Origin of the sequence: uncultured Xanthomonas sp. (assembly GCF_964278005.1) — a bacterium.
GTDB lineage: Bacteria > Pseudomonadota > Gammaproteobacteria > Xanthomonadales > Xanthomonadaceae > Xanthomonas_A > Xanthomonas_A sontii.
Window position 1 is genome coordinate 166,004 of sequence record NZ_CAXYKF010000015.1, and the last position, 19,494, is coordinate 185,497.

Below are 19,494 nucleotides of genomic sequence, written 5' to 3' on the forward strand. Positions count from 1 at the left end.
GTCAATGCTGCAGCACGCCGTCCTTCAGGTGCAGCGGCGCGCGCGCCTCCACCTGCGTCGCCGAACGGCCCAGCAGCAGTTCGTAGTCGCCGGCGACGATGTGCCAGTGGCGCTGCTTCGGGTCGTAGTCGGCCAGGGTCTTGGGCTCGGCGACGATGCTGACGTGGCGGCTCTCGCCCGGCTTGAGCAGCACCTTGTCCCAGCCGACCAGGCGGATCGGGGTGTGATGGCCCTGCGGCAGGCGCAGGTACAGCTGCGGCACGTCGGCCCCGTCACGATCGCCGGTGTTGCGCACGTCGAAGCTGGCGACGACACGGTGACCGTCCGCCTGCACCTTGAAGTTGCCGTAGGCGAACGTGGTGTAGGACAGGCCGTAGCCGAACGGATACACCGGCTCCAGGCCGCGTGCGGCGAACCAGCGGTAGCCGACGTTGGCGCCTTCGATGCTGTAGTCGACGTTGCTGCCGGCCGGTTGCGCCGGCTTGAAGCCCAGGCCGGGAATCGACGGCCGCGGCAGTTGCGACACGTCGCGCAGCCAGGTCACCGGCAGGCGGCCGGACGGGTTGACCTCGCCCAGCAGCAGCCGCGCCAGGCCTTCGCCACCGCGGATGCCCGGGTACCAGGCTTCCAGCACCGCCGGCACCTGCTGCAGCCACGGCATGGCGACCGGGCCGTTGGTCTCCAGGACCACCACGGTCTTCGGGTTGGCCTTGGCCACGCCGGCGATCAGCGCGTCCTGCTTGTCGGGCAGGGCGATATCCGGCAGGTCCACCGACTCGGCCGACCACTGCGTGGCGAACACGATGGCCACATCGGCTTCGCGCGCGAGCTTGGCCGCCGCCGCCGCGTCGTCGCCGCTGGCGTAGTCGATCTGCGCGTCGGGCAGGGCCTTGCGCAGCGCCTGCAGCGGCGAGGACGGATGGAACATCACCGGGCCCGGCCAGGTGGTCGGGGCGATCCCCGGCACCGCGTTGCCGCCGTTGACGGTGATGCCGACCATCGAGGAGCCGCCGCCGCCGATCACGCCCTTGTCGGCATGGCCGCCGATCACCGCGATGCGGCGCAGGTTGCGCGACAGCGGCAGCAGCTTGCCCTCGTTGCGCAACAGCACCGTGCCTTCCTCGACCACGCGCTGCACGGCCAGGCCGCCGGCGGCGTCGTCGATCGGCTGGTGCTGCGGCGGGTTGTCGAAGCTGCCGGTGGCGATGAAGGCGCGCAGGATGCGCTTGACCATGTCGTCCAGGCGCGCCTGCGGCACGGTGCCGGCGGCCACCGCCATGCGCAGCGGCTGGTCGAAATACACCGCCTTGTCGAACACTTCGCCGGCCGACTGCTGGTCCAGGCCGGCCAGCGCCGCCTTGGAGCCGCTGTGCACGCCGCCCCAGTCGGACATCACGTAGCCGGGGAACTTCCATTCCTGCTTCAGCACCTGGTTGAGCAGGTAGTCGTGCTCGCAGCCGTACACGCCGTTGATGCGGTTGTAGGAGCACATCACCGAGCCGGGCTGGCCGATCTTCAGCGCCAGCTCGAAGGCCAGCAGGTCCGACTCGTGCATGGCCTGCTCGCCGATGTCGGCGCTGTGGGTGTTGCGCCCGGTCTCCAGGTCATTCATCGCGAAGTGCTTCATGGTCGAGACCACGTGCTGGCTCTGCACGCCGCGGATCGATTCGCCGACCATCGTGCCGGCCAGCAGCGGATCCTCGCCGGCGTACTCGAAGTTGCGGCCGTTGCGCGGGTCGCGCTGCAGGTTGACGCTGCCGGCCAGCAGCACGTTGAAACCCTGCTGCCAGGCCTCGCGGCCCATGGTGGCGCCGCCGGCGAAGGCCAGTGCGCGGTTCCAGGTGGCGGCGGTGGCCGGGCCGGAGGGCAGCGCGGTGGCGTGGTCGCCGGGGCGGATGTTGCCGGGGTTGGTCACGCCGAGGCCGGCATCGGCCAGTTGCTGCGACGGGATGCCCAGGCGTTCGATCGCCGGCACGTAGCCGGCCGAGCCGAGCGCACCGGCCGGCTTCGGGCCGCCGTCCTTGCCCAGGCCGAAGTAGCTGTGCAGCATCTGGAACTTCTCGTCCGGGGTCATCGCCCGCACCAGCAGCGCGGCGCGCCGGTCCGGCGACAGGTTGCGGTCGTTCCAAGGGCGCTGCGCAGCGGCGGCGTTCGGCGTGGACGCCGTGCCCACGGCCGCCGCCGGCGGCGCGGCGACGGCAGGCGAGGCCAGCGCGAGGGTCAGGCAAAGGGATCCTGTAAACGTTTTCATATCGGGGCGAACAGCCTCTTCAGCAGATGACGGGAAGGCGCATCGGGGGAGTCGGGGGGAGGGTGGAACCGCGCGTCAGGACGGTGCTTCGTCGCTGCGCATGACCGGGTACAGGCGGTAGCGCTCGTCCCAGGAACTGTGGCGGCGGTAGAAGAACTCCAGCCGCGCCTGCGGATCCTTGGCGAAGGCCGCGTCGTGTTCGAGCTTGTCCTCGAACTCGGCCTTGAGCGCCGGATCGCTGGCCAGCATCTGCCGCGCCACGTCCTCGGCGACGTAGTCTTCCATGTACTCGGCGCGCTCGAACGCGCTGTTGAATTCGCCCCATTGCAGCAGCGAGTCCGGCGCCTGCGGTTCCAGCAGCGCCATCAACAGCCGCGCCTTGGGCTGGGCGATCGGCACGAACAGCGCGCCGGCGCCGACGGCGCGGGTCTCCGGCTTCCAGGCGCCGGCGACGCTGAGCCGCTGGTGGCCTTCGGACGAGCGGGCGGCGAAGCTGGCGGTGTCGGCGCGGAAGGTCTGCACCGGCAGGGTGGCGTCGTGCTCCAGCGTGCGGAAGGCGATGCCGTGCTGGCGCAGCTTGGCGCCGACCAGGGCGGCCTGCGCCGCCGGCACCAGGTAGCCGGCGCGCGGCGCGGCGACTTCCACGCTGGGCACGACCTGGTCGCGCAGCGGCACGCGCCAGATCTGTGGGGTGCGCTCGTCGTAGCGGGTCATCAGCGCGCCGGACACCGGCGAGGGCGTGCGCGTGTAGGCGTAGCCGCGGAAATCCACCAGGTGCGAGGCGTCGGTGGTGCGGTAGTCCAGCGCCACGGTCTTCCCGCCCAGGGCCTGCGCACGAGTGTCGGCCGCCAGCGCGTCGGCGCGCCACTGCGCACCGTGCCGCGCCACCTGCTGCAGCACCGAGACGATGGTGTTGCGGGTGATGCGCACGCGCTCGGGGTAGTGCTTCCAGGAATGCGTTTCCACCAGCATGCCGAAGCGGTTGCGCAGCTGGAAATAGCCATGCGAGAAGCGCGGCGTCGGCACCCCGTCCTCGAAGCCGGAGGCGGGGTCGTCGTTGACCACGAAGGAGGGGTAGTAGGGCAGCGGCAGCGAGCCCTGCCGCTTCAGATCGGCCAGCACGCTGTCGCGCAGGCGCAGGCCGTCGCCGCGCAGCGCGGTATCGCCGGCGTGCAGCGGTTCCACCTGGATCGACACGTCGTGCTCGAACTGCGCGCCGTCGGTGACATGCAGGTCCACGTACAGCAGCGGATCCCATTGCTCGACCAGGCGCAGCATCGCCTGCATCTCCGGCGCGTCGGCCTTGACGTAATCGCGGTTGAGGTTGAGGTTCTGCGCGGTGGTGCGCCAGCCCATCTGTTCCGGACCACGCTGGTTTGGCCGGTTCCAGGCGCCGAAGCGCTCGTGCCCGTCGACGTTGAACACCGGCACGAACAGCCACACCTGCCTGTCCAGCGCGCCGCGCGCGGCCTGGCCGTCGAGCAGTTGGCGCAGCGCCAGGAAGCCGGCGTCCTTGCCGTCGATCTCGCCGGCGTGGATGCCGCCCTGGATCAGCACCACCGGCAGCTTGCGCGCCTGTGCGGCCGCTGGATCCAGCGCGCCCGAGGTGGACACCGCCAGCGCCTTCATCGGCCGGCCTTCCGGGGTGGTGCCGAAGTCGAAACAGCGCACCGCCTGCGGATAGCGCTGCGCGAAGGCATCGCACAGCGCGATGGTTTCGGCGTAGCGGCCGGTGCGCGCGAATCCGCTGCGCTCGGCTTCGGTGGACAGGCCCGCCTCACTGGCCAGCGACGGCATGCTGCACAGCAGCATCGGCAGCAACAGGGTGGCCAGCCAGGGTCGGATCATCTCGGCACCGTCTCGGGACAGGCCCCCATGATGCGGGCAGCGCGCCGATTGCGAAAGCACCTAGGGCGTGTCCTAGCGGTTCGATTCGCCGGAACGATCGGGTAACCTTCTGAAAATTTTGCCTGGACGAGGGCCCGTGAGCAGCCAAGCCACCACGAGACACGCCGCATGAGCGCGGCGCAGGAGCGCACCGCCGCGCGCATGCCGCGGCAGATTCCGTACATCATCGGCAACGAGGCCTGCGAGCGCTTCAGCTTCTACGGGATGCGCAACATCCTGGTGCAGTTCCTGATCACCTCGCTACTGCTGCAGGAAGTGACGGCGCCCGGCCGCGAGGCCGAAGCCAAGCACATCATGCACAGCTTCATGATCGGCGTGTACTTCTTCCCGCTGCTCGGCGGCTGGCTGGCCGACCGCTTCTTCGGCAAGTACAGCACCATCCTCTGGTTCAGCCTGATCTACTGCGTGGGCCACCTGTGCCTGGCGCTGTTCGATGGCCATCGCAACGGCTTCTTCCTCGGCCTGGGCCTGATCGCGCTGGGCGCGGGCGGGATCAAGCCGCTGGTGGCCTCGTTCATGGGCGACCAGTTCGACCAGGGCAACAAGCACCTGGCCAAGGTGGTGTTCGACGCCTTCTACTGGATCATCAACTTCGGCTCGCTGTTCGCCTCGCTGCTGATCCCGCTGGCGCTGAAGAACCTGGGGCCGGCGTGGGCGTTCGGCATCCCCGGCATCCTGATGCTGGTGGCGACCCTGGTGTTCTGGGCCGGGCGTCACCGCTACGTGCGCGTGCCGCTGCCGCCCAAGGATCCGCACGGTTTCGCCCAGGTGGTGCGCACCGCGCTGCTGCGGCAGGCGCCGGGGCAGGGCCGCCCCGGCCTGGTCCTGGCCGGCGTGGCGGTGCTGCTGGCGCTGGCGACGTTCGCCCTCGTGCCGACCCTGGGCCTGGTGATCTGCCTGTGCCTGGCGCTGGTGTTGCTGCTGGCCGGCATCGGCGGCGGCACCTGGTGGCAACTGGAGCGCGCCCGCGCGCTGCATCCGGACGCGGCGGTGGACGGCGTGCGCGCGGTGCTGCGGGTGCTGGTGGTGTTCGCGCTGGTCACCCCGTTCTTCTCGCTGTTCGACCAGAAGGCCTCGACCTGGGTGCTGCAGGGCCAGCAGATGCAGATGCCGGCGTGGTTCAGCGCCTCGCAGATGCAGGCGCTGAATCCGGCGCTGGTGATGCTGCTGATCCCGTTCAACAACCTGGTGCTGTATCCGCTGCTGCGCCGCCGCGGCTACGAGCCGACCGCGCTGCGGCGGATGACCGCCGGCATCGCCTTCAGCGGCCTGGCCTGGGTCGTGGTCGGCACGCTGCAGGTGATGATGGACGGCGGCGACGCCCTCTCCATCGCCTGGCAGATCCTGCCATACGCGCTGCTGACCTTCGGCGAAGTGCTGGTCTCGGCGACGGGCCTGGAATTCGCCTACAGCCAGGCGCCGCAGTCGATGAAGGGCGTGGTGATGAGTTTCTGGAACCTCACCACCACCGTCGGCAACCTGTGGGTGCTGCTGTCCAACGCGGCGGTGCGCAACGACCGCGTCACCGCGCACATCGGCAGCACCGGGCTCAGCGAGACCGCGTTCCTGATGTTCTTCTTCGCCGCCTTCGCGTTCGTCGCCGCACTGCTGTTCGGGCTGTACGCGCGCCGCTACCGCATGGTCGACCACTACCGCCCCGCCTGAGACCCCGCATGCCCTCCGTCACCCCCGTCAACCTGATCCTGATCGTCCTCACCGTGCTGGTGTCGTGGGCGGCGTTCAACAACCGCCGGCTGCTCGACCGGCTGATCCTGTGGCCGCCGGCGATCGACCGCCACAAGCAGTACGACCGGCTGGTGACCTACGGCTTCATCCACGCCGATTTCCCGCACCTGCTGTTCAACATGGTCACGCTGTACTTCTTCGGCGGCCCGATCGAGGTGCTGATGGAGCGGCTGACCGGCAACATGCTGGTGTACCCGCTGTTCTACCTGTCGGCGTTGGTGGTCTCGATCCTGCCCAGCTACCTGAAGAACCAGAAGAACCCCAACTACATGAGCCTGGGCGCCTCCGGCGCGGTGTCGGCGGTGCTGTTCGCCTTCATCCTGATGGCACCGTGGACCGGGATCTTCTTCTTCTTCATCCCGATTCCGATTCCCGCCATCCTGTATGCCGTGTTCTATGTCGGCTACAGCATCTGGATGGACCGCCGCGGCGGCGACAACGTCAACCACAGCGCGCACCTGGCCGGCGCGGCGTTCGGCGTGATGTTCCTGCTGATCATGGAGCCGTCGGTGCTGCAGCACTTCCTGGGCGAGCTGGCGAACCCGCGCTTCGGGCGCGGCTGATCCGCGACGCGGTGGCGTCCGCACGGGCGTGCGGCGCCGCGCGATCGGCACATCTCTCATTCGCTGCGCTGGGTATGCGCCGTGGCGCCGATGCGGTCGTGGGCACGCATCGCGCTTGGGCAGGTGGCGGTCCGTTGGGCCGCCCTCCGGGTTCAGCGGGTCTGCTGCCCGCGCAACTGCACCTTGGCGCTGCCGATGGCGGCGTTCTCGTAGGTGCGCTTGAGGCGCTGGTAGACCTCGTCGTCGAGCTGCTGGAACTCGCCGCCCTGGTGGTCGCCGCTGACCGACAGTTGGAACAGCCCTTCCAGCAAGGAGGCGTTGTGGTCGCCCTGGTCGTATTTGCTCTCGGTCTCGCTCATGCGCGTGGTTCCCTGTTGGATCGCTGCGTGATGGGAGGTGCAACTCCCATGCCAGGTTTTCGGCCTGTCCTGGTGGTATCGGCCGCGCGCGGCACGACTTGAGCGGCGTAGGGCTGACGCGCCGCGTCGGCGGCGTGACGCCCTGGGGCAGGTGTTTCACATCGCCGCGGCAAGCCGCAGCGGACACTGCCTGCTCCGCGACACATCCCACTTCCCATGTCCGCACCGAACGTCCCGATCGCGCACGATCCGCAGCAGCACCGCTTCAGCCTGCAGGTCGACGGCCACCGCGCCGAACTCGACTACGTGCTGGAGCAGGGGCGCATGGTCATCACCCACACCGGGGTGCCTGGCCCGATCGGCGGGCGCGGGCTGGCGGCGCAACTGGTCGCCGCTGCGCTGGACCATGCGCAGGCACAAGGCTGGAAGGTGGTGCCGGCGTGTTCGTACGCGGCCGTGTTCATCCAGCGGCATCCGCAATACGCGGCGCTGCTCGATTGAGCATCGGGCACCGCAACGGCGCGATAATGCGCGCCACTTTTACAGGCATTGCAGGAACAGGGGCAGTCGACGTGAGCAGGGCACAGACGATGGGCAACGGGCGGATGGCATGGACGGCACTGGCGGTCGCCGCGGCGCTGGCACTGGCCGGCTGCAAACGCGAGGAACCGGCCGCCGCACCGGCGCCCGCTGCGGCACCGGCACAAAGCGAGGCTTCCGCGGCGCCGGAGCTGGCGCAGGCCACGCCGCCGGAACTGAAGGACATCGTCGAACACAGCCCCAGCTATGTGGTCGGGATCACTTTTCCGCCGTCGATCAACCGCTATCCCGGACTGGCCGAGGCGGCCAACCGCTACGCGCAGAGCGCGCGCAGCGAGCTGATGGAAGCGGTCGACGGGCTGGGCAACGATCGCCCGCGCGCGCCCTACGAACTCTCGCTGCAGTTCGAGATGCTGCTGGAGCGTCCGGATCTGGTCGCGCTGAGCGCCGATGGCAGCCGCTACACCGGCGGTGCGCACGGCGAACCGCTGGTGGCGCGTTGGGTGTGGCTGCCGCAGCAGCAGCGCATGCTCACCGCCGAGACACTGATCCCGGATGCGTCGCACTGGAAGCAGGTGGCCGGCTATGTCGCCGCGCAGCTGCGCCAGGCGGTGCAGACGCGGGTGGATGCCGAACAGGTGCCGCCGGAGGACCAGGACGAGCAGGTGCGCAGCGCCAGCAAGATGATTGCCGAAGGCACCGAGCCGCAGCCCGGCAACTTCAGCCAGTTCCAGCCGTTGGTCGACGCGGCTGGCAAGATCACCGCCTTGCGTTTCGTGTTCCCGCCATACCAGGTGGGGCCGTACGCCGATGGCACGCAGACGGTGGACGTGCCGGCCAGCGTGCTGCGCGAGCTGGTGGCACCGGAATACGCGCCGCTGTTCGCCGCCTGAGCGGTGGCCGGCGCGCCAGCGCGCGTCGGCGTCGGCGTGCGGTGCACTGCGTCGACAGCATGCGGGAACGCAACGCGTGCCCTCGTCGGAACGATGCGCAATGGGTAGCATTGGCGGCTACCCCACTTGCAATCGATTTCTTATGGGCAGTTTCGATCAGACCGAGCGGCGCGTGGCGCACACCTGCGCGCGCTATCCGGCCTTCCCGCGCGAGCCCGCCGTCCTGGTCCGGCTGGTCAAGCACCTGTACAAGCGCGTGCATGCCAACGCCAGCGGCGTGCTCAAGGAGTACGGCATCAGCCCGCCGGAGTACGAGATCCTGATGATGCTGTACGGCACGCCCGAGCAGTGCATCACCCCCACCGAGGTGGCCGAGGCCGCCAGCGAGAAGCCGGCCAACATCACCCGTCTCACCGACAGCCTGTGCAGCAAGGGGCTGCTGTCGCGCACCGCCAGTCCGGAAGACCGGCGCAAGGTTGCGCTGACCCTGCAGCCGGCCGGCATCGCCCTGATCGAACGTTTGCTGCCGGACGTGTGTGCGTTCCTGGAGACGGAAACCGCGGCGCTGGATGCCGGCGAGCAGCAGCAGCTGGAGAAACTGCTGAAGAAGATGCTGGCCGGCATCGACGGCCTCGACGCTGCCACCGAGTCGAAGACGCAGGCAGCGCTGCCCTGAGGGCACCTCGAAGAAGGTGCGTCAGCGGCATCGAGCGTGAATCGATGTGCTGCAGGAGCGACTTCAGCCGCGACCGGCGTGTCGGAAACGCGCGTCGCAGCTGAAGCCGCTCCTGCCGGACGCGTTCCGGTGTGCTTCGGAGGTGTTCTAGGCGCGTTGCCCATCCCAAAGCAGGCAGGACATCGGCCTGTTCCTAGCGCCAGCCGCGTGCGCGCGCGCGCTGTTCGCCGTCGGCATCCAGCGCCTCGCCGGCGATGCGCGCATCCACCGCCTGAAGCACCGCGGCCGGCATCGGGCTGGCCGCCATGCGCATGCCGCCGCCGTCTTCGCGTTCGCCGGCGGGCGCCAGCAGTTCCACCCGCCATGCGCCGTCGCGCTGGCAGGCCAGGCCGGCGTTGGCGTTCGACAGCGCGAAGGTGCGGCAGTAATGGCCGTCGCGATCGCGGAAGCTCAGGCCGATGCGCACGCTTCCCTGGGACTGGCCGGACAACTGCTGCGTCAGCGCCTGCGCCAGCGCGCCCTCGGCGACGCTCCCCTGGGCCGCCGCGACCGTCGGGCCGTGCGCATCGCCCTGCGGCAATTGCCGCTGCGCGATCCACAGCCCCAGCAACAGCGCCGCCGCCAAGGCCGCCGGCAGCGCCCAGCGGCGCGGCGCACGCGGCCGCAGCGGCGTCGGCCGGCTTGCCTGCGCCGTCGCATGGATGGGTGAGGGCGGCAGCGTCGCGACCGCGTCGTCCTTGCCGGGCGCGCCGGTCGGCCGTGCCCGCGCGGCGGCGAGCAGGCGTGCGGGCAGCGCTTCGTCCAGCACCGGGGCGAAGCCGGCGCGCAACCGCGCCTGCAGGCTGCGCAGCCGCTCCAGCGCCTGCGCCAGTTGCGGGTCGGTACGCAACGCCGCTTCCACCTGGGCGGCCTGCGCCGCATCCAGTTCGCCGTCGGCGTAGGCCTGCAGCGTGAGTGCGTCGATTGTGGTGTTCATGCGGTCGCCTCCAGTGACGCCTGCAGGGCTTCGCGCCCACGCGCGAGCCGGCTGGTGAGTGTGCCGAGCGGAATTTCCAGCACCGCCGCGGCATCCTTGTAGGACAGGCCTTCGATCAGCACCAGTGCGATCGCCAGGCGTTGTTCCTCGGGCAGGCCGGCCATCGCGGCCTGCACGGCCATCCAGTCCTGCTGCCGCTCCAGCGGCGTGTCGCCGACGTGTTCGCCCTCGGTGGCATCGACGAAGACCTGTCGCCGTCGCCGCTGCGCCCGCACCTCGTCGATCCAGGCGTGGCGGATGATGCCGTACAGCCAGTACTGCAGCGGCGTCTCCGGCCGCCATTGCCCGGCGCGGCGCAGCGCGCGCTCGATCGCGATCTGCAGCAGGTCGTCGGCGTCCTCGCGATAGCCGGCGACGGCACGCGCGAAGCGCCGCAACTGCGGCAGCAGGGTACAGATGCCGTCGCCGACGGCGGCCGTCGGATCGGCGTGCATGTCGGTGATACGTTCGGCGGAGGGGTTTTCTTCCATGGGCGCGGCGCGGCGTTCACCGCGTGTCGGGATGGCAGGATTAGTGTGGCACGCCAACAGGGGCGGACAACGGAGCGGGGCATGGCGACGGGCAGACGAATGCGCTGGATGGCCGTGGCATGGCTGGCGGTGGCGACACCGGCATGGGCGCAGCTGGCGCTGCCGTCGGCCGGCGGGCTGGTGCAGGACGTCACCCAGGGCATGCAGGGCGGCATGAATCGGGTGGGGGAGTCGCTGCAGGATGCGCGCGGCGATCTCGAACGGCTGCGCCTGAAACGCCTTCAGGCGCTGCTGCGCAGCGATCCGCGCGGGCTGGAGCGCGACGAGGGCGGCGCCGTGGTGATGCGCGGGCAGGTGGTGGCGCTGGAGCCGGACCCGGCCGCGCTGCAGGCGGCGCAGGCGGCCGGCTTCGCGGTGTTGGAGCAGCGCAGCTTCGGCGAATTCGGCCTGCGCCTGGTGGTGCTGCAGGTGCCATCGGGCCTGTCCACGCGCCGCGCGCTGCAGCAGCTGCGCGAGCGCGATCCGCAGGGCGATTACGACTACAACCACGTCTACAGCGGATCGGCGGCGGCGCCACCGGCGCCCGCCAGCGCCTCCGCCGCTCCGGCAGCCGCTGGCGCCGCGACGGGCGGCTTCGTGGTCGGCCTGATCGACAGCGGCGTGGATGCGGCGCATCCGGCCCTGGCCGGCGTGCAGGTGCAATCCTGGGGCTGCGACGGGCAGGTGCGCGCGCAGCCGCACGGCACGGCGGTCGCCTCGCTGCTGGCCGGACGCGCGGTGGCGCACGGGCCGTTCGCGCGCACGCTGTATGCGGCCGACATCTACTGCGGGCAGGCCGACGGCGGCACCGTGGTGGAGTTGGTCGGCGCGTTGGCTTGGATGGCACAGCGCCAGGTGCCGGTGATCAACATCAGCCTGATCGGCGGCCCCAACCGCGCGCTGCAACTCGCCGTGCAGCGCATGCTCGCGCGCGGCCACGTGCTGGTCGCGGCGGTGGGCAACGACGGCCCGGCTGCCCCGCCGCTGTACCCCGCGGCCTATCCCGGGGTGATCGGCGTCACCGCGGTGGATGCGCGTGCGCGGGTCTTGCCGGAGGCGGGGCGAGGGCCGCAGGTGGCCTTCGCCGCGGTCGGCGAACTGATCGCCGCGGCACCGCAGGGCCGCTGGCAGACGCAGCGTGGCACCTCCTTCGCCGCGCCGCTGGTGGCGCGGCTGGCGGCGCAGGCCTTGCCGCAGCCGGATCCGCAGGCGGCCGCGCAGGTGCGCGCGCAGTTGCAGGCGCAGGCGCGCGATCTCGGTGCGCCCGGCACCGATCCGGTGTACGGCGCCGGGCTGCTCGGCGCGGACCTGCCGCTGCAGCGCGCGCCGGGCGGCTGAACGCATTCTGTCTGCGTCCCGCCTGCACGGGATGTTCTGCGTCGCTCGATTCGTAGGGAAACATGAGAGCCGCAGATGGCCTGCGGCGACACGAGGAGAATGCGATGAACGGCAAGACTCTGTTGGCGAGCGCGGTGCTGGTGGCGTCGGTGGCGCTGACCCCGGGCGTGGCCGGCGCGCAGGTGCTGGGCGGTGCGGGCAGCGTGGGCGGTGCGGTCAACGGCACCCTGGGCGGCCTGGGCGGGGGCAGCCTCGGCGGCAACGGCATGGGCGCCGGCCGCCTGGACGCCGGAATGCCGCTGGATCGCGCCCGCAGCGGCATCGAGCAGTCCTCGCAGCGTGCGCGGATGGCGGCGCAGCGGGCGGCGGCGCGTGGCGCGGCCACCGCAGACGGCGCGGCGCAGACCGCCGGCGCCGCGGTGAACCAGGGCCGCACGCTCGCCGGCAATGCCGCCGCCAGCGGCAGTGCGGCGGCACGCAGCGCGGCCGGCAGCGCAGTCGGTCAGGCCGACGGCGCGCTCGGCGCGGCGACCAGCGCGGCCAATCCCAGCGCGGCGCTGGCGACCGCCGGCAATGCCGCCGGTGCAGTCAATGGCGTGACCGGTAACGGTGCTGCGTCGCGTGCGGCCGGTAACGGCAGCGGCAACGGCGTCGCCAGCGGCGGCAGCCTGCCGACGGTGCTGGCGCTGTCCGGCAGCGGCAGTGCCAACGGCGCGGCCAGCGGCAGTGCGTCGCACAGCGTGGGCACGCACGGCGGGTCGGTGTCGGGCCAGGCGGGTGCGGGTGGCCAGGGCGGTGCGCAGGCCGGTAGCGGTCAGGCGCAGGGGCAGGCCGGCGGCAATGCCTCGCTTGGTGCCAGCATCGACGCCTCCAGGGACGGCCAGTAAGCCGCTGACGGCCACGCGCGGCGTGCCGTGCGTGGCCATCGAAGCCACTGGCTGAAAAAACACGACGCCCGGCTGAGCCGGGCGTCGTGCGTTTCGCTTCATGCGGCGGGTTGGTCGTGGGAGCGTCCCAACGACGTCGTCGCGACGTGGCGGCACGGCCGGAGGCCGTGCCGCAGTGCGCCTCAGCGTGCGCTCGGCGTCGCCGCCGGCGTGGCGTTGAGGCCGCGCTTCTCCAGCAAGGGTTCGATCTGCGGCGCGTGTCCGGCGAAGTCCTGGAACAACTGCATCGCATCGACGCTGCCGCCGCGCGAGAGCAGGGTCTTGCGGAAGCGGTCGCCGTTGGCGCGGCTCAGCCCGCCATGCTGCTTGAACCACTGCTGGGTGTTGGCGTCCAGCACCTCGGCCCAGATGTAGGCGTAGTAGCCGGCCGCGTAGCCGCCCATGATGTGGCTGAAGTACGGCGTGCGGTAGCGCGGCGGCACCGGCGCATAGGCGATGCCGTCGGCGGCCAGCGCCTTGGCCTCGAAGTCCATCACGCCCGATGCCGGCGGCACCTGGCCGGCGCTCAGCTGGTGCCAGCGCTGGTCGAGCATCGCCGCGCCCAGGTACTCGGTGGTGGCGAAGCCCTGGTTGAACTTGGCGGTGGCCACCACCTTGTCCAGCAGTGCCTGCGGCATTGGCGCGCCGCTCTGGTAGTGCTTGGCGTAGTGCTTGAGGATGGCCGGATCGTCGGCCCACATCTCGTTGACCTGCGAGGGGAACTCGACGAAGTCGCGCGGCACGCTGGTGCCGGAGAAGTACGGGTACTTCACGTTCGAGAACATGCCGTGCAGCGCATGGCCGAACTCGTGGAAGGCGGTGGTGACCTCGTCCCAGGTCAGCAGGGTCGGCTGGCCGGCCGGCGGCTTGGGGATGTTGAGGTGGTTGGCGACCACCGGCTTGTCGCCGGTCAGCGCCGACTGCGACACGTAGGAGCTCATCCAGGCGCCGCCGCGCTTGGACTCGCGCGCGTACATGTCGGCGATGAAGATCGCCAGCTGGCTGCCGTCGGCGTCGAACACGTCGTAGACCAGCACGTCGTCGCGGTAGGTCGGCAGGTCGGTGCGCTGCTTGAAGGTCAGCCCGTATTCCTGGTTGGCGGCGTAGAACACGCCGTTTTCCAGCACGTTCTTCAGTTCGAAGTAGGGCTTGAGCTGGGCCTCGTCGAAGTCGTACTTGGCCTGGCGCACCTTCTCGGTGTAGTAGGCCCAGTCCCAGGCCTCGAGCTTGAAGCTGGGCTTGCCGGCGGCTTTCTGCTCCTGGTCGATCATCGCCTGCAGGTCGGCTGCCTCGCGCTTGGCGTTGGCCACCGCGGCCGGGGCCAGCTTGCCGAGCATCGCGTTGACCGCTTCGGGGGTCTTGGCGGTCTGGGTTTCCAGCGAGTAGGCGGCGTGGTTCGGATAGCCGAGCAGCTTGGCGCGGTCGGCGCGCAGGGTCATGATCCGCGACACCAGCGCGGTGTTGTCGTACGGGCCGCCGTGGCTGCCGCGCGACACCGAGGCTTCGTAGATCTTCTGCCGCAGGGCGCGATCCTTGAGCTGGGCCAGCGGCGGCTGGCCGGTGGTGTTGAGCAGGGCGATCACGTACTTGCCGTCGAGCTTGCGCGCCTTGGCCGCTTCGGCGGCCGCGGCGATCTGCGCGTCGGACAGGCCGTCGAGCTGCTTGACGTCGTCCACCACCACCGCGGCGGCGTTCACTTCGGCCAGCACGTTCTGGCTGAACTTGGTGCCCAGTTCGGCCAGTTCGGCGTTCATCGCCTTGAGCTTGGCCTTGTCGGCGTCGTTGAGCTTGGCGCCGTCGCGGACGAAGTCGCTGTGGTACTTCTCGATCAGGCGCACGCCCTCCGCGTCCAGACCGAGCTGGTTGCGGGTGTCGTACAGGGTCTGGATGCGCGCGAACAGCTTGGGATTGAGCGCGATCGCGTCGCGGTGCGCGGCCAGCTTGCCGGCATACTCGGCCTGCAGTTTCTTGCGGGTGTCGTTGGTGTCGGCGCCGACCAGGTTGAAGAACACGGTGGTGGCGCGGTCCAGGACCTGCCCGCTCTTCTCCATCGCCACGATGGTGTTGTCGAAGGTCGGTTTGGCGGTCTGATCGGCGATGGCCTGCATTTCCTTCAGCTGCTGCGCCATGCCGGCGTCGAACGCGGGCGCGAAATCGCTGTCCTTGATCTTGTCGAACTGCGGGTAGTGCAGCGGCAGCGGGCTTTCGGCGAAGAACGGGTTGGCCTGCGTGGCCGCCGTGGCGGCGGTGGGCGTGGTGGCCGGAGCGGCGTAGGCGGGCATGGCGAGTCCGAGCGTGGCGGCGAGGGCAAGGGCGAGGCGAGAGGTCATCAAGCGGTATCCGCAATCATGGTGATCGGGCAGGCTACCCCAGGCCGGCAGGCGTGACCCGTGACGAAAGCCATGGGAGCGCTGCAGCATCGACGCTTGTTTCGCAAGGCTTTGCGGCATTTGGCGTGAACCTTGATGCAGTGCGCTTTCGCGCGTGGCGGCGCCGGTGCGGCCACGCATCGGTGATGCGCTGGCGATGTGCGTTGGCGCGTTCGCGCCCACCTCTGCGACGCCGCCTCGCGTATCGGCCCCGGTTCGCTGGCGACGCGTGCGGCCACCGCGTAGCATCGCCTCGACCCAGCGCCGCTGCGGCGCGCCGCACCACGAGGATCCATGGACACGCCGACCACCGCCTACGCCTTCACCGCGACCACGCTCGACGGGCAGGCGCAGCCGCTTGCCGACTACGCCGGCAAGGTGCTGTTGATCGTCAACGTCGCCTCCAAGTGCGGTTTCACCCCGCAGTACGCCGGACTGCAGGCGCTGTGGCAGCGCTACCGCGAGCGCGGGCTGGTGGTGCTGGGCTTTCCCTGCGACCAGTTCGGCCATCAGGAGCCGGGCGATGCCGCGGAGATCCGTCAGTTCTGTTCGCTCAGTTACGACGTCGATTTCCCGATGTTCGCCAAGGTGCAGGTCAACGGCGATGGCGCGCATCCGCTGTGGCGCTGGCTCAAGCAGCAGAAATCCGGGCTGCTCGGCATCGCCGCGATCAAGTGGAATTTCAGCAAGTTCCTGGTCGGCCGCGACGGCCAGGTGCTGGCGCGTTATGCGCCGACCGACAAGCCGGAAGCGCTGGCCGACGAGATCGAGCAGGCGCTGGGGTAACGATTCGGCCGAGGACGCTCGGCGTGGTCTTGAATGCTGGATGCCTGCTCTTGTGGGAGGGACTTCAGTCCCGACGCGTTTAGCTGAAAAGCGTCGGGACTGAAGTCCCTCCCACAAAATACTCCCCACTATTTCGCTTTGACCTGCCGCCGTGTCGCTTATCCGGCAGGAGCGGCTTCAGCCGCGACGCTTTACCGGTAACGCCTGTCGCGGCTGAAGCCGCTCCTATGATCGGAGACGCGCAGCGCCGTCACTTCTCGACGAACGCGCGCTCGAACACGTAATGCCCCGGCGAGCCGATGCGCGGCGAGGCGACGAAGCCGCGGGCGTCCAGGGTATGGCGCAGGTCGGCCAGCATCTGCGGGCTGCCGCAGATCATCGCGCGGTCGTGTTCCGGGTTCAGCGGTGGCAGGCCGAGGGTGCGCTGCATTTCGCCGCTTTCGAGCAACTCGGTGAGGCGGCCGCGGTTGCGGAAGTCCTCGCGGGTCACCGCCGGGTAGTACAGCAGCTTTTCGCGGATGGTCTCGCCCAGGAACTCGTGCTGCGGCAGTTCCTTCTCGAAATAGTCGCGGTAGGCCAGATCCTTCTCGAAGCGCACGCCGTGGGTGAGGATCACCTTGTCGAAGCGCTCGTAGGTTTCCGGATCCTTGATCACCGACAGCCACGGTGCCAGGCCGGTGCCGGTGCCCAGCAGGTACAGGTGACGGCCCGGGTGCAGGTCGCTGATCAGCAGGGTGCCGGTGGGCTTCTTGCCGACCAGCACCGAATCGCCGGGCTTGATGTGCTGCAGGCGAGAGGTCAGCGGGCCGTCCGGCACCTTGATGCTGAAGAACTCCAGTTGCTCTTCCCAGTTGGCGCTGGCGATGGAGTAGGCGCGCAGCAGCGGCCGCGTCTCCGTCTCCAGGCCGATCATCACGAACTGGCCGTTGTCGAAACGGAAGCCGTCGTTGCGGGTGGTGGTGAAGCTGAAGTAGTCCTCGGTCCAGTGGCGGACATCGAGCACCGTTTCGGGGCCAAAAGCGGAAGACATGCCGTTGATCGTGATGGGGAAGGAACGGCGGCCATTCTACCCCATGCCGGTTCAAATGAGATCAACTCTCATTTGAGGATGGGGCGGGTCACGGCGCTGCGGCTCACTTCTCGAACGAGACCTCGTAGGACAGGTACAGCGGCGCCTGCGGCGGCGCCAGCAGCGGGCGCTGGCGCAGGAAGCGCTCCAGGCACAGGGCCAGCGGCGTGGTGCCGTTGCGCCAGCTGGCGCCGACGCTGCCGTCGGCCTGCACCTGCACGACCACGGTGAACGGCGAGGTGTCCGGGCGCGGCGTGGCGCAGCTGGCCACGCCCTCGTCCAGCGCCGCGCGTTGCAGGGTCTGCAGGCGTTCCTGCATGGACGCCGGCAGGCCGGCCTCGTCGCGGTCGGCCAGGGCCTTGGCCGCGGCGTAGTCGGACGGTGCCGGCGTGTCGGCGGCGGGAGCGGCGAGCGCCGGGACGGCGAGGGCGGCGGCGAACAGGCAGGGCAGGGTGCGGAGCATGGCGGTGTCGGAAGGGGCGGACCAGGCTCAACGATACCCAGCGGCCTGCAGTTCGAACAGTTCCGCGTAGCGGCCGCCCTGCGCCATGAGTTCGTCGTGGGTGCCGCTGGCTTCGATCCGGCCGTCGGCCAGGACCAGGATGCGGTCGGCCATGCGCACGCTGGAGAAGCGGTGCGAGATCAGCACCGCGGTGCGGTTGTCGGACAGTTCCTTGAAGCGCTGGAACACCTCGAACTCGCTGCGTGCGTCCAGCGCGGCGGTCGGCTCGTCGAGGATCATCACCTGCGCGTCGCGCATGTAGGCGCGGGCGATGGCGATCTTCTGCCACTGCCCGCCGGACAGGTCCACGCCGGTCTTGAAGCGGCGCCCGATCACCTGCGCGTAACCCTGCGGCAGGCCGTCGATCAGCTCGGCGGCCATCGCCCGCTGCGCGGCGGCGCGGATCCGTGGCGCGTCGTCCAGTGCGTCGACCTGGCCGACGCCGATGTTCTCGCCGGCGCTGAAGTGGTAGCGCACGAAGTCCTGGAAGATCACCCCGAGGTTGGCGCGCAGGTCGTCCAGGTCGTAGTCGCGCAGGTCGCGCCCGTCGAGCAGGATGCGGCCCTCGTCCGGGTCGTACAGCCGCGCCAGCAGCTTGACCAGGGTAGTCTTGCCGGCGCCGTTCTCGCCGACCAGGGCCAGCACTTCGCCGGCGCGCAGCGCGAAGTCCAGGTGCCGCACCGCCCACTGTTCGGCGTCCGGGTAGCGAAAGCCGACGTTCTCGAACACGAAGCCCTGCACGATCGGCCGCGGCACCGGTACCGCGCCCGGGCGGGTGCGGATCTCCGGGACGATGCGGAAGAACGAGTACAGATCGTCCAGGTACAGCGCCTGCCCGGCCACCTGCGAGAAGCCGATCAGCAGGCCTTCCAGCAACTGCCGCAGGCGCAGGAAGCTGCCGGCCAGGAAGGTCAGGTCGCCGATGCTGAAGTCGCCGCGCACGGTGCGCCAGGCGATGTAGCCGTAGGCGCAGTAGTAGCCCAGCGTACCCAGCGCCGCCAGCAGCGTGCCCCACAGCATGCGCTTGCGCGCCAGCGCGCGGTTGGCCTGGAAGTAGCGGTCGGCCAGGGCGCGGTAGCGCGCGATCAGGAAGTTGTGCAGGTTGAAGATCTTCACTTCCTTGGCGGTCTCGACGCTGGCGCCGAGCTGGCGCAGGTAGTCGAGCTGGCGGCGTTCGGCCGTCCATTGGAAGTTGAGCGAGTAGCCCAGCGCGTTGAAGTGCGCCTCGCCGATGAAGGCCGGCACCAGCGCCACCGCCAGCAGGGCGATGAGCCACGGCGCGTAGACCAGCAGGCCGACCGCGAAGCTGACCACGGTGATCGCGTCCTGCACCTGGCCGAACAACTGGCTCATCAGGTTCATGCGGCCCATGGTCTGGCGCCGCGCGCGGTCCAGCCGGTCCTGCTGCTCCGGATCCTCGAAATCCTCCAGGTCCAGCTGCGCGGCGTGCTCCATCAACTGCATGCTGGTGGTGTTGTTGAACAGCTCCGACAGCAGCGTGTCGGCGTAGCTGACCAGCCGCCCGAGCAGGTCCGAGGCGATCGCCAGCGCCAGCTCCAGGGCCAGCAGTTCCAGCAGCCGGTTCAGGCGGCCGCTGGCCAGGGCCTGGCCCAGCGTGTCGAACCCGGGCGATTGCCCAACCAGGTGGATGGCCTCGTCGATGATCAGCTTGCCGACGTACAGCGCGGCCACCGGCAGCAGCGCGCGGATCACGCGCAGGCCGATGCTGCTGAGGGTCAGCCAGCGGCTGGTCTGCCAGATCTGGCGCAGGAACGGCGGCAGGTTGCGCATCGCGTCGAAGCGCTCGCGCAGGCTCGGGCCGGGGCGGGACGCGGCGCGGGCGCCGCCATGAGAAGGGGAGGAAGATGCCATCGGCGCATTGTGCCGGGGGCGGGTGTGCGCGGGGAGTGTGGGGATTAAGCCCCTCTCCCACCGGGAGAGGGGTTGGGGTGAGGGTCCGGCGCGAAGCGTCTCGCGGAGTTGGATGTGCGAAGCTGCGCCCGTACCCTCATCCGCCCCTTCG

The 19,494-nt window shown here is 69.9% G+C and carries 17 protein-coding genes; 8 read left to right on the forward strand and 9 right to left on the reverse strand.

Features of this window, described 5'->3' with window-relative positions; genetic code table 11:
* Nucleotide 1: 1 nt before the first annotated feature.
* Together ACHWVH_RS09205 and ACHWVH_RS09210 are read right to left on the reverse strand one after the other, a co-directional pair.
* Complete coding sequence (locus ACHWVH_RS09205; RefSeq protein ID WP_394687030.1) at nucleotides 2–2,251, reverse strand: beta-glucosidase family protein; 2,250 nt, start codon at nucleotides 2,249–2,251, stop codon at nucleotides 2–4.
* A gap of 75 nt (nucleotides 2,252–2,326) precedes the next feature.
* Nucleotides 2,327–4,099 (reverse strand): M14 family metallopeptidase, encoded by a 1,773-nt coding sequence (locus ACHWVH_RS09210; RefSeq protein ID WP_295926005.1) that lies wholly within the window; start codon nucleotides 4,097–4,099, stop codon nucleotides 2,327–2,329.
* A 168-nt stretch (nucleotides 4,100–4,267) separates the two neighbouring features.
* Here ACHWVH_RS09210 and ACHWVH_RS09215 point away from each other — a divergent pair, with 168 nt between their 5' ends.
* Both ACHWVH_RS09215 and ACHWVH_RS09220 read left to right on the forward strand, forming a co-directional pair.
* Complete coding sequence (locus ACHWVH_RS09215) at nucleotides 4,268–5,824, forward strand: oligopeptide:H+ symporter (protein WP_394687031.1); 1,557 nt, start codon at nucleotides 4,268–4,270, stop codon at nucleotides 5,822–5,824.
* Nucleotides 5,825–5,832: 8 nt separating this feature from the next.
* Entirely contained in the window at nucleotides 5,833–6,468 is a 636-nt protein-coding gene (locus tag ACHWVH_RS09220) for a rhomboid family intramembrane serine protease (protein ID WP_017912452.1), read from the forward strand.
* A 152-nt stretch (nucleotides 6,469–6,620) separates the two neighbouring features.
* Here ACHWVH_RS09220 and ACHWVH_RS09225 read toward each other — a convergent pair whose 3' ends face one another.
* The gene (locus tag ACHWVH_RS09225; RefSeq protein ID WP_017909505.1) at nucleotides 6,621–6,827 is read right to left on the reverse strand and encodes a hypothetical protein; all 207 of its coding nucleotides are present in this window, start codon (nucleotides 6,825–6,827) and stop codon (nucleotides 6,621–6,623) included.
* 216 nt (nucleotides 6,828–7,043) lie between these two features.
* Here ACHWVH_RS09225 and ACHWVH_RS09230 point away from each other — a divergent pair, with 216 nt between their 5' ends.
* The 3 genes from ACHWVH_RS09230 (at nucleotide 7,044) to ACHWVH_RS09240 (ending at nucleotide 8,936) form a co-directional block, all read left to right on the forward strand.
* Complete coding sequence (locus ACHWVH_RS09230) at nucleotides 7,044–7,328, forward strand: GNAT family N-acetyltransferase (RefSeq protein ID WP_017909506.1); 285 nt, start codon at nucleotides 7,044–7,046, stop codon at nucleotides 7,326–7,328.
* A 104-nt stretch (nucleotides 7,329–7,432) separates the two neighbouring features.
* A complete protein-coding gene (locus ACHWVH_RS09235) occupies nucleotides 7,433–8,260 on the forward strand; it encodes a PdaC/SigV domain-containing protein (RefSeq protein ID WP_394687032.1) in 828 nt (275 codons plus the stop codon).
* 142 nt (nucleotides 8,261–8,402) lie between these two features.
* Nucleotides 8,403–8,936, forward strand: a complete 534-nt coding sequence (locus tag ACHWVH_RS09240) for a MarR family winged helix-turn-helix transcriptional regulator (protein ID WP_152247450.1) — start codon at nucleotides 8,403–8,405, stop codon at nucleotides 8,934–8,936.
* Nucleotides 8,937–9,129: 193 nt separating this feature from the next.
* Here ACHWVH_RS09240 and ACHWVH_RS09245 read toward each other — a convergent pair whose 3' ends face one another.
* Together ACHWVH_RS09245 and ACHWVH_RS09250 are read right to left on the reverse strand one after the other, a co-directional pair.
* Nucleotides 9,130–9,912 (reverse strand): hypothetical protein, encoded by a 783-nt coding sequence (locus ACHWVH_RS09245; protein WP_394687033.1) that lies wholly within the window; start codon nucleotides 9,910–9,912, stop codon nucleotides 9,130–9,132.
* The gene (locus ACHWVH_RS09250) at nucleotides 9,909–10,442 is read right to left on the reverse strand and encodes an RNA polymerase sigma factor (protein WP_267099211.1); all 534 of its coding nucleotides are present in this window, start codon (nucleotides 10,440–10,442) and stop codon (nucleotides 9,909–9,911) included. Before ACHWVH_RS09250 ends, ACHWVH_RS09245 begins: the two co-directional genes overlap by 4 nt.
* Nucleotides 10,443–10,550: 108 nt before the next feature.
* On the opposite strand from ACHWVH_RS09250, the gene ACHWVH_RS09255 reads away from it, so the two are divergent.
* Together ACHWVH_RS09255 and ACHWVH_RS09260 are read left to right on the forward strand one after the other, a co-directional pair.
* Nucleotides 10,551–11,819, forward strand: a complete 1,269-nt coding sequence (locus tag ACHWVH_RS09255) for a S8 family serine peptidase (RefSeq protein ID WP_394687034.1) — start codon at nucleotides 10,551–10,553, stop codon at nucleotides 11,817–11,819.
* Between the two features lie 104 nt (nucleotides 11,820–11,923).
* A complete protein-coding gene (locus ACHWVH_RS09260; RefSeq protein ID WP_394687035.1) occupies nucleotides 11,924–12,706 on the forward strand; it encodes a hypothetical protein in 783 nt (260 codons plus the stop codon).
* A gap of 182 nt (nucleotides 12,707–12,888) precedes the next feature.
* On the opposite strand, the gene ACHWVH_RS09265 is transcribed toward ACHWVH_RS09260, so the two are convergent.
* Nucleotides 12,889–15,075, reverse strand: a complete 2,187-nt coding sequence (locus ACHWVH_RS09265) for a M3 family metallopeptidase (protein WP_192578978.1) — start codon at nucleotides 15,073–15,075, stop codon at nucleotides 12,889–12,891.
* 333 nt (nucleotides 15,076–15,408) lie between these two features.
* Between ACHWVH_RS09265 and ACHWVH_RS09270 the strand changes: the two genes are divergently transcribed.
* Entirely contained in the window at nucleotides 15,409–15,900 is a 492-nt protein-coding gene (locus ACHWVH_RS09270) for a glutathione peroxidase (RefSeq protein WP_295910686.1), read from the forward strand.
* A gap of 250 nt (nucleotides 15,901–16,150) precedes the next feature.
* Here the strand turns inward: ACHWVH_RS09270 and ACHWVH_RS09275 are convergent, their stop codons facing one another.
* The 3 genes from ACHWVH_RS09275 to ACHWVH_RS09285 all read right to left on the reverse strand — a co-directional run bounded on the left by ACHWVH_RS09275 (nucleotide 16,151) and on the right by ACHWVH_RS09285 (nucleotide 19,343).
* A complete protein-coding gene (locus tag ACHWVH_RS09275) occupies nucleotides 16,151–16,930 on the reverse strand; it encodes a ferredoxin--NADP reductase (protein WP_026143480.1) in 780 nt (259 codons plus the stop codon).
* A 103-nt stretch (nucleotides 16,931–17,033) separates the two neighbouring features.
* Nucleotides 17,034–17,432 carry a hypothetical protein gene (locus ACHWVH_RS09280; protein ID WP_295926027.1) on the reverse strand — a complete coding sequence of 133 codons (399 nt, stop codon included), beginning with the start codon at nucleotides 17,430–17,432 and terminating at the stop codon, nucleotides 17,034–17,036.
* Between the two features lie 27 nt (nucleotides 17,433–17,459).
* Nucleotides 17,460–19,343, reverse strand: a complete 1,884-nt coding sequence (locus tag ACHWVH_RS09285) for an ABC transporter ATP-binding protein (RefSeq protein ID WP_295926029.1) — start codon at nucleotides 19,341–19,343, stop codon at nucleotides 17,460–17,462.
* Nucleotides 19,344–19,494 lie beyond the last annotated feature (151 nt).

Bases quoted from the DNA above. Each gene is read 5' to 3' on its own strand.
- ACHWVH_RS09250 (WP_267099211.1), bottom strand. From the start codon at position 10,442: ATGGAAGAAAACCCCTCCGCCGAACGTATCACCGACATGCACGCCGAT.
- ACHWVH_RS09255 (WP_394687034.1), top strand. From the start codon at position 10,551: ATGGCCGTGGCATGGCTGGCGGTGGCGACACCGGCATGGGCGCAGCTG.
- ACHWVH_RS09215 (WP_394687031.1), top strand. From the start codon at position 4,268: ATGAGCGCGGCGCAGGAGCGCACCGCCGCGCGCATGCCGCGGCAGATT.
- ACHWVH_RS09270 (WP_295910686.1), top strand. From the start codon at position 15,409: ATGGACACGCCGACCACCGCCTACGCCTTCACCGCGACCACGCTCGAC.
- ACHWVH_RS09205 (WP_394687030.1), bottom strand. From the start codon at position 2,251: ATGAAAACGTTTACAGGATCCCTTTGCCTGACCCTCGCGCTGGCCTCG.
- ACHWVH_RS09280 (WP_295926027.1), bottom strand. From the start codon at position 17,432: ATGCTCCGCACCCTGCCCTGCCTGTTCGCCGCCGCCCTCGCCGTCCCG.
- ACHWVH_RS09265 (WP_192578978.1), bottom strand. From the start codon at position 15,075: ATGACCTCTCGCCTCGCCCTTGCCCTCGCCGCCACGCTCGGACTCGCC.
- ACHWVH_RS09230 (WP_017909506.1), top strand. From the start codon at position 7,044: ATGTCCGCACCGAACGTCCCGATCGCGCACGATCCGCAGCAGCACCGC.
- ACHWVH_RS09245 (WP_394687033.1), bottom strand. From the start codon at position 9,912: ATGAACACCACAATCGACGCACTCACGCTGCAGGCCTACGCCGACGGC.
- ACHWVH_RS09210 (WP_295926005.1), bottom strand. From the start codon at position 4,099: ATGATCCGACCCTGGCTGGCCACCCTGTTGCTGCCGATGCTGCTGTGC.
- ACHWVH_RS09260 (WP_394687035.1), top strand. From the start codon at position 11,924: ATGAACGGCAAGACTCTGTTGGCGAGCGCGGTGCTGGTGGCGTCGGTG.
- ACHWVH_RS09240 (WP_152247450.1), top strand. From the start codon at position 8,403: ATGGGCAGTTTCGATCAGACCGAGCGGCGCGTGGCGCACACCTGCGCG.
- ACHWVH_RS09235 (WP_394687032.1), top strand. From the start codon at position 7,433: ATGGCATGGACGGCACTGGCGGTCGCCGCGGCGCTGGCACTGGCCGGC.
- ACHWVH_RS09225 (WP_017909505.1), bottom strand. From the start codon at position 6,827: ATGAGCGAGACCGAGAGCAAATACGACCAGGGCGACCACAACGCCTCC.
- ACHWVH_RS09220 (WP_017912452.1), top strand. From the start codon at position 5,833: ATGCCCTCCGTCACCCCCGTCAACCTGATCCTGATCGTCCTCACCGTG.
- ACHWVH_RS09285 (WP_295926029.1), bottom strand. From the start codon at position 19,343: ATGGCATCTTCCTCCCCTTCTCATGGCGGCGCCCGCGCCGCGTCCCGC.
- ACHWVH_RS09275 (WP_026143480.1), bottom strand. From the start codon at position 16,930: ATGTCTTCCGCTTTTGGCCCCGAAACGGTGCTCGATGTCCGCCACTGG.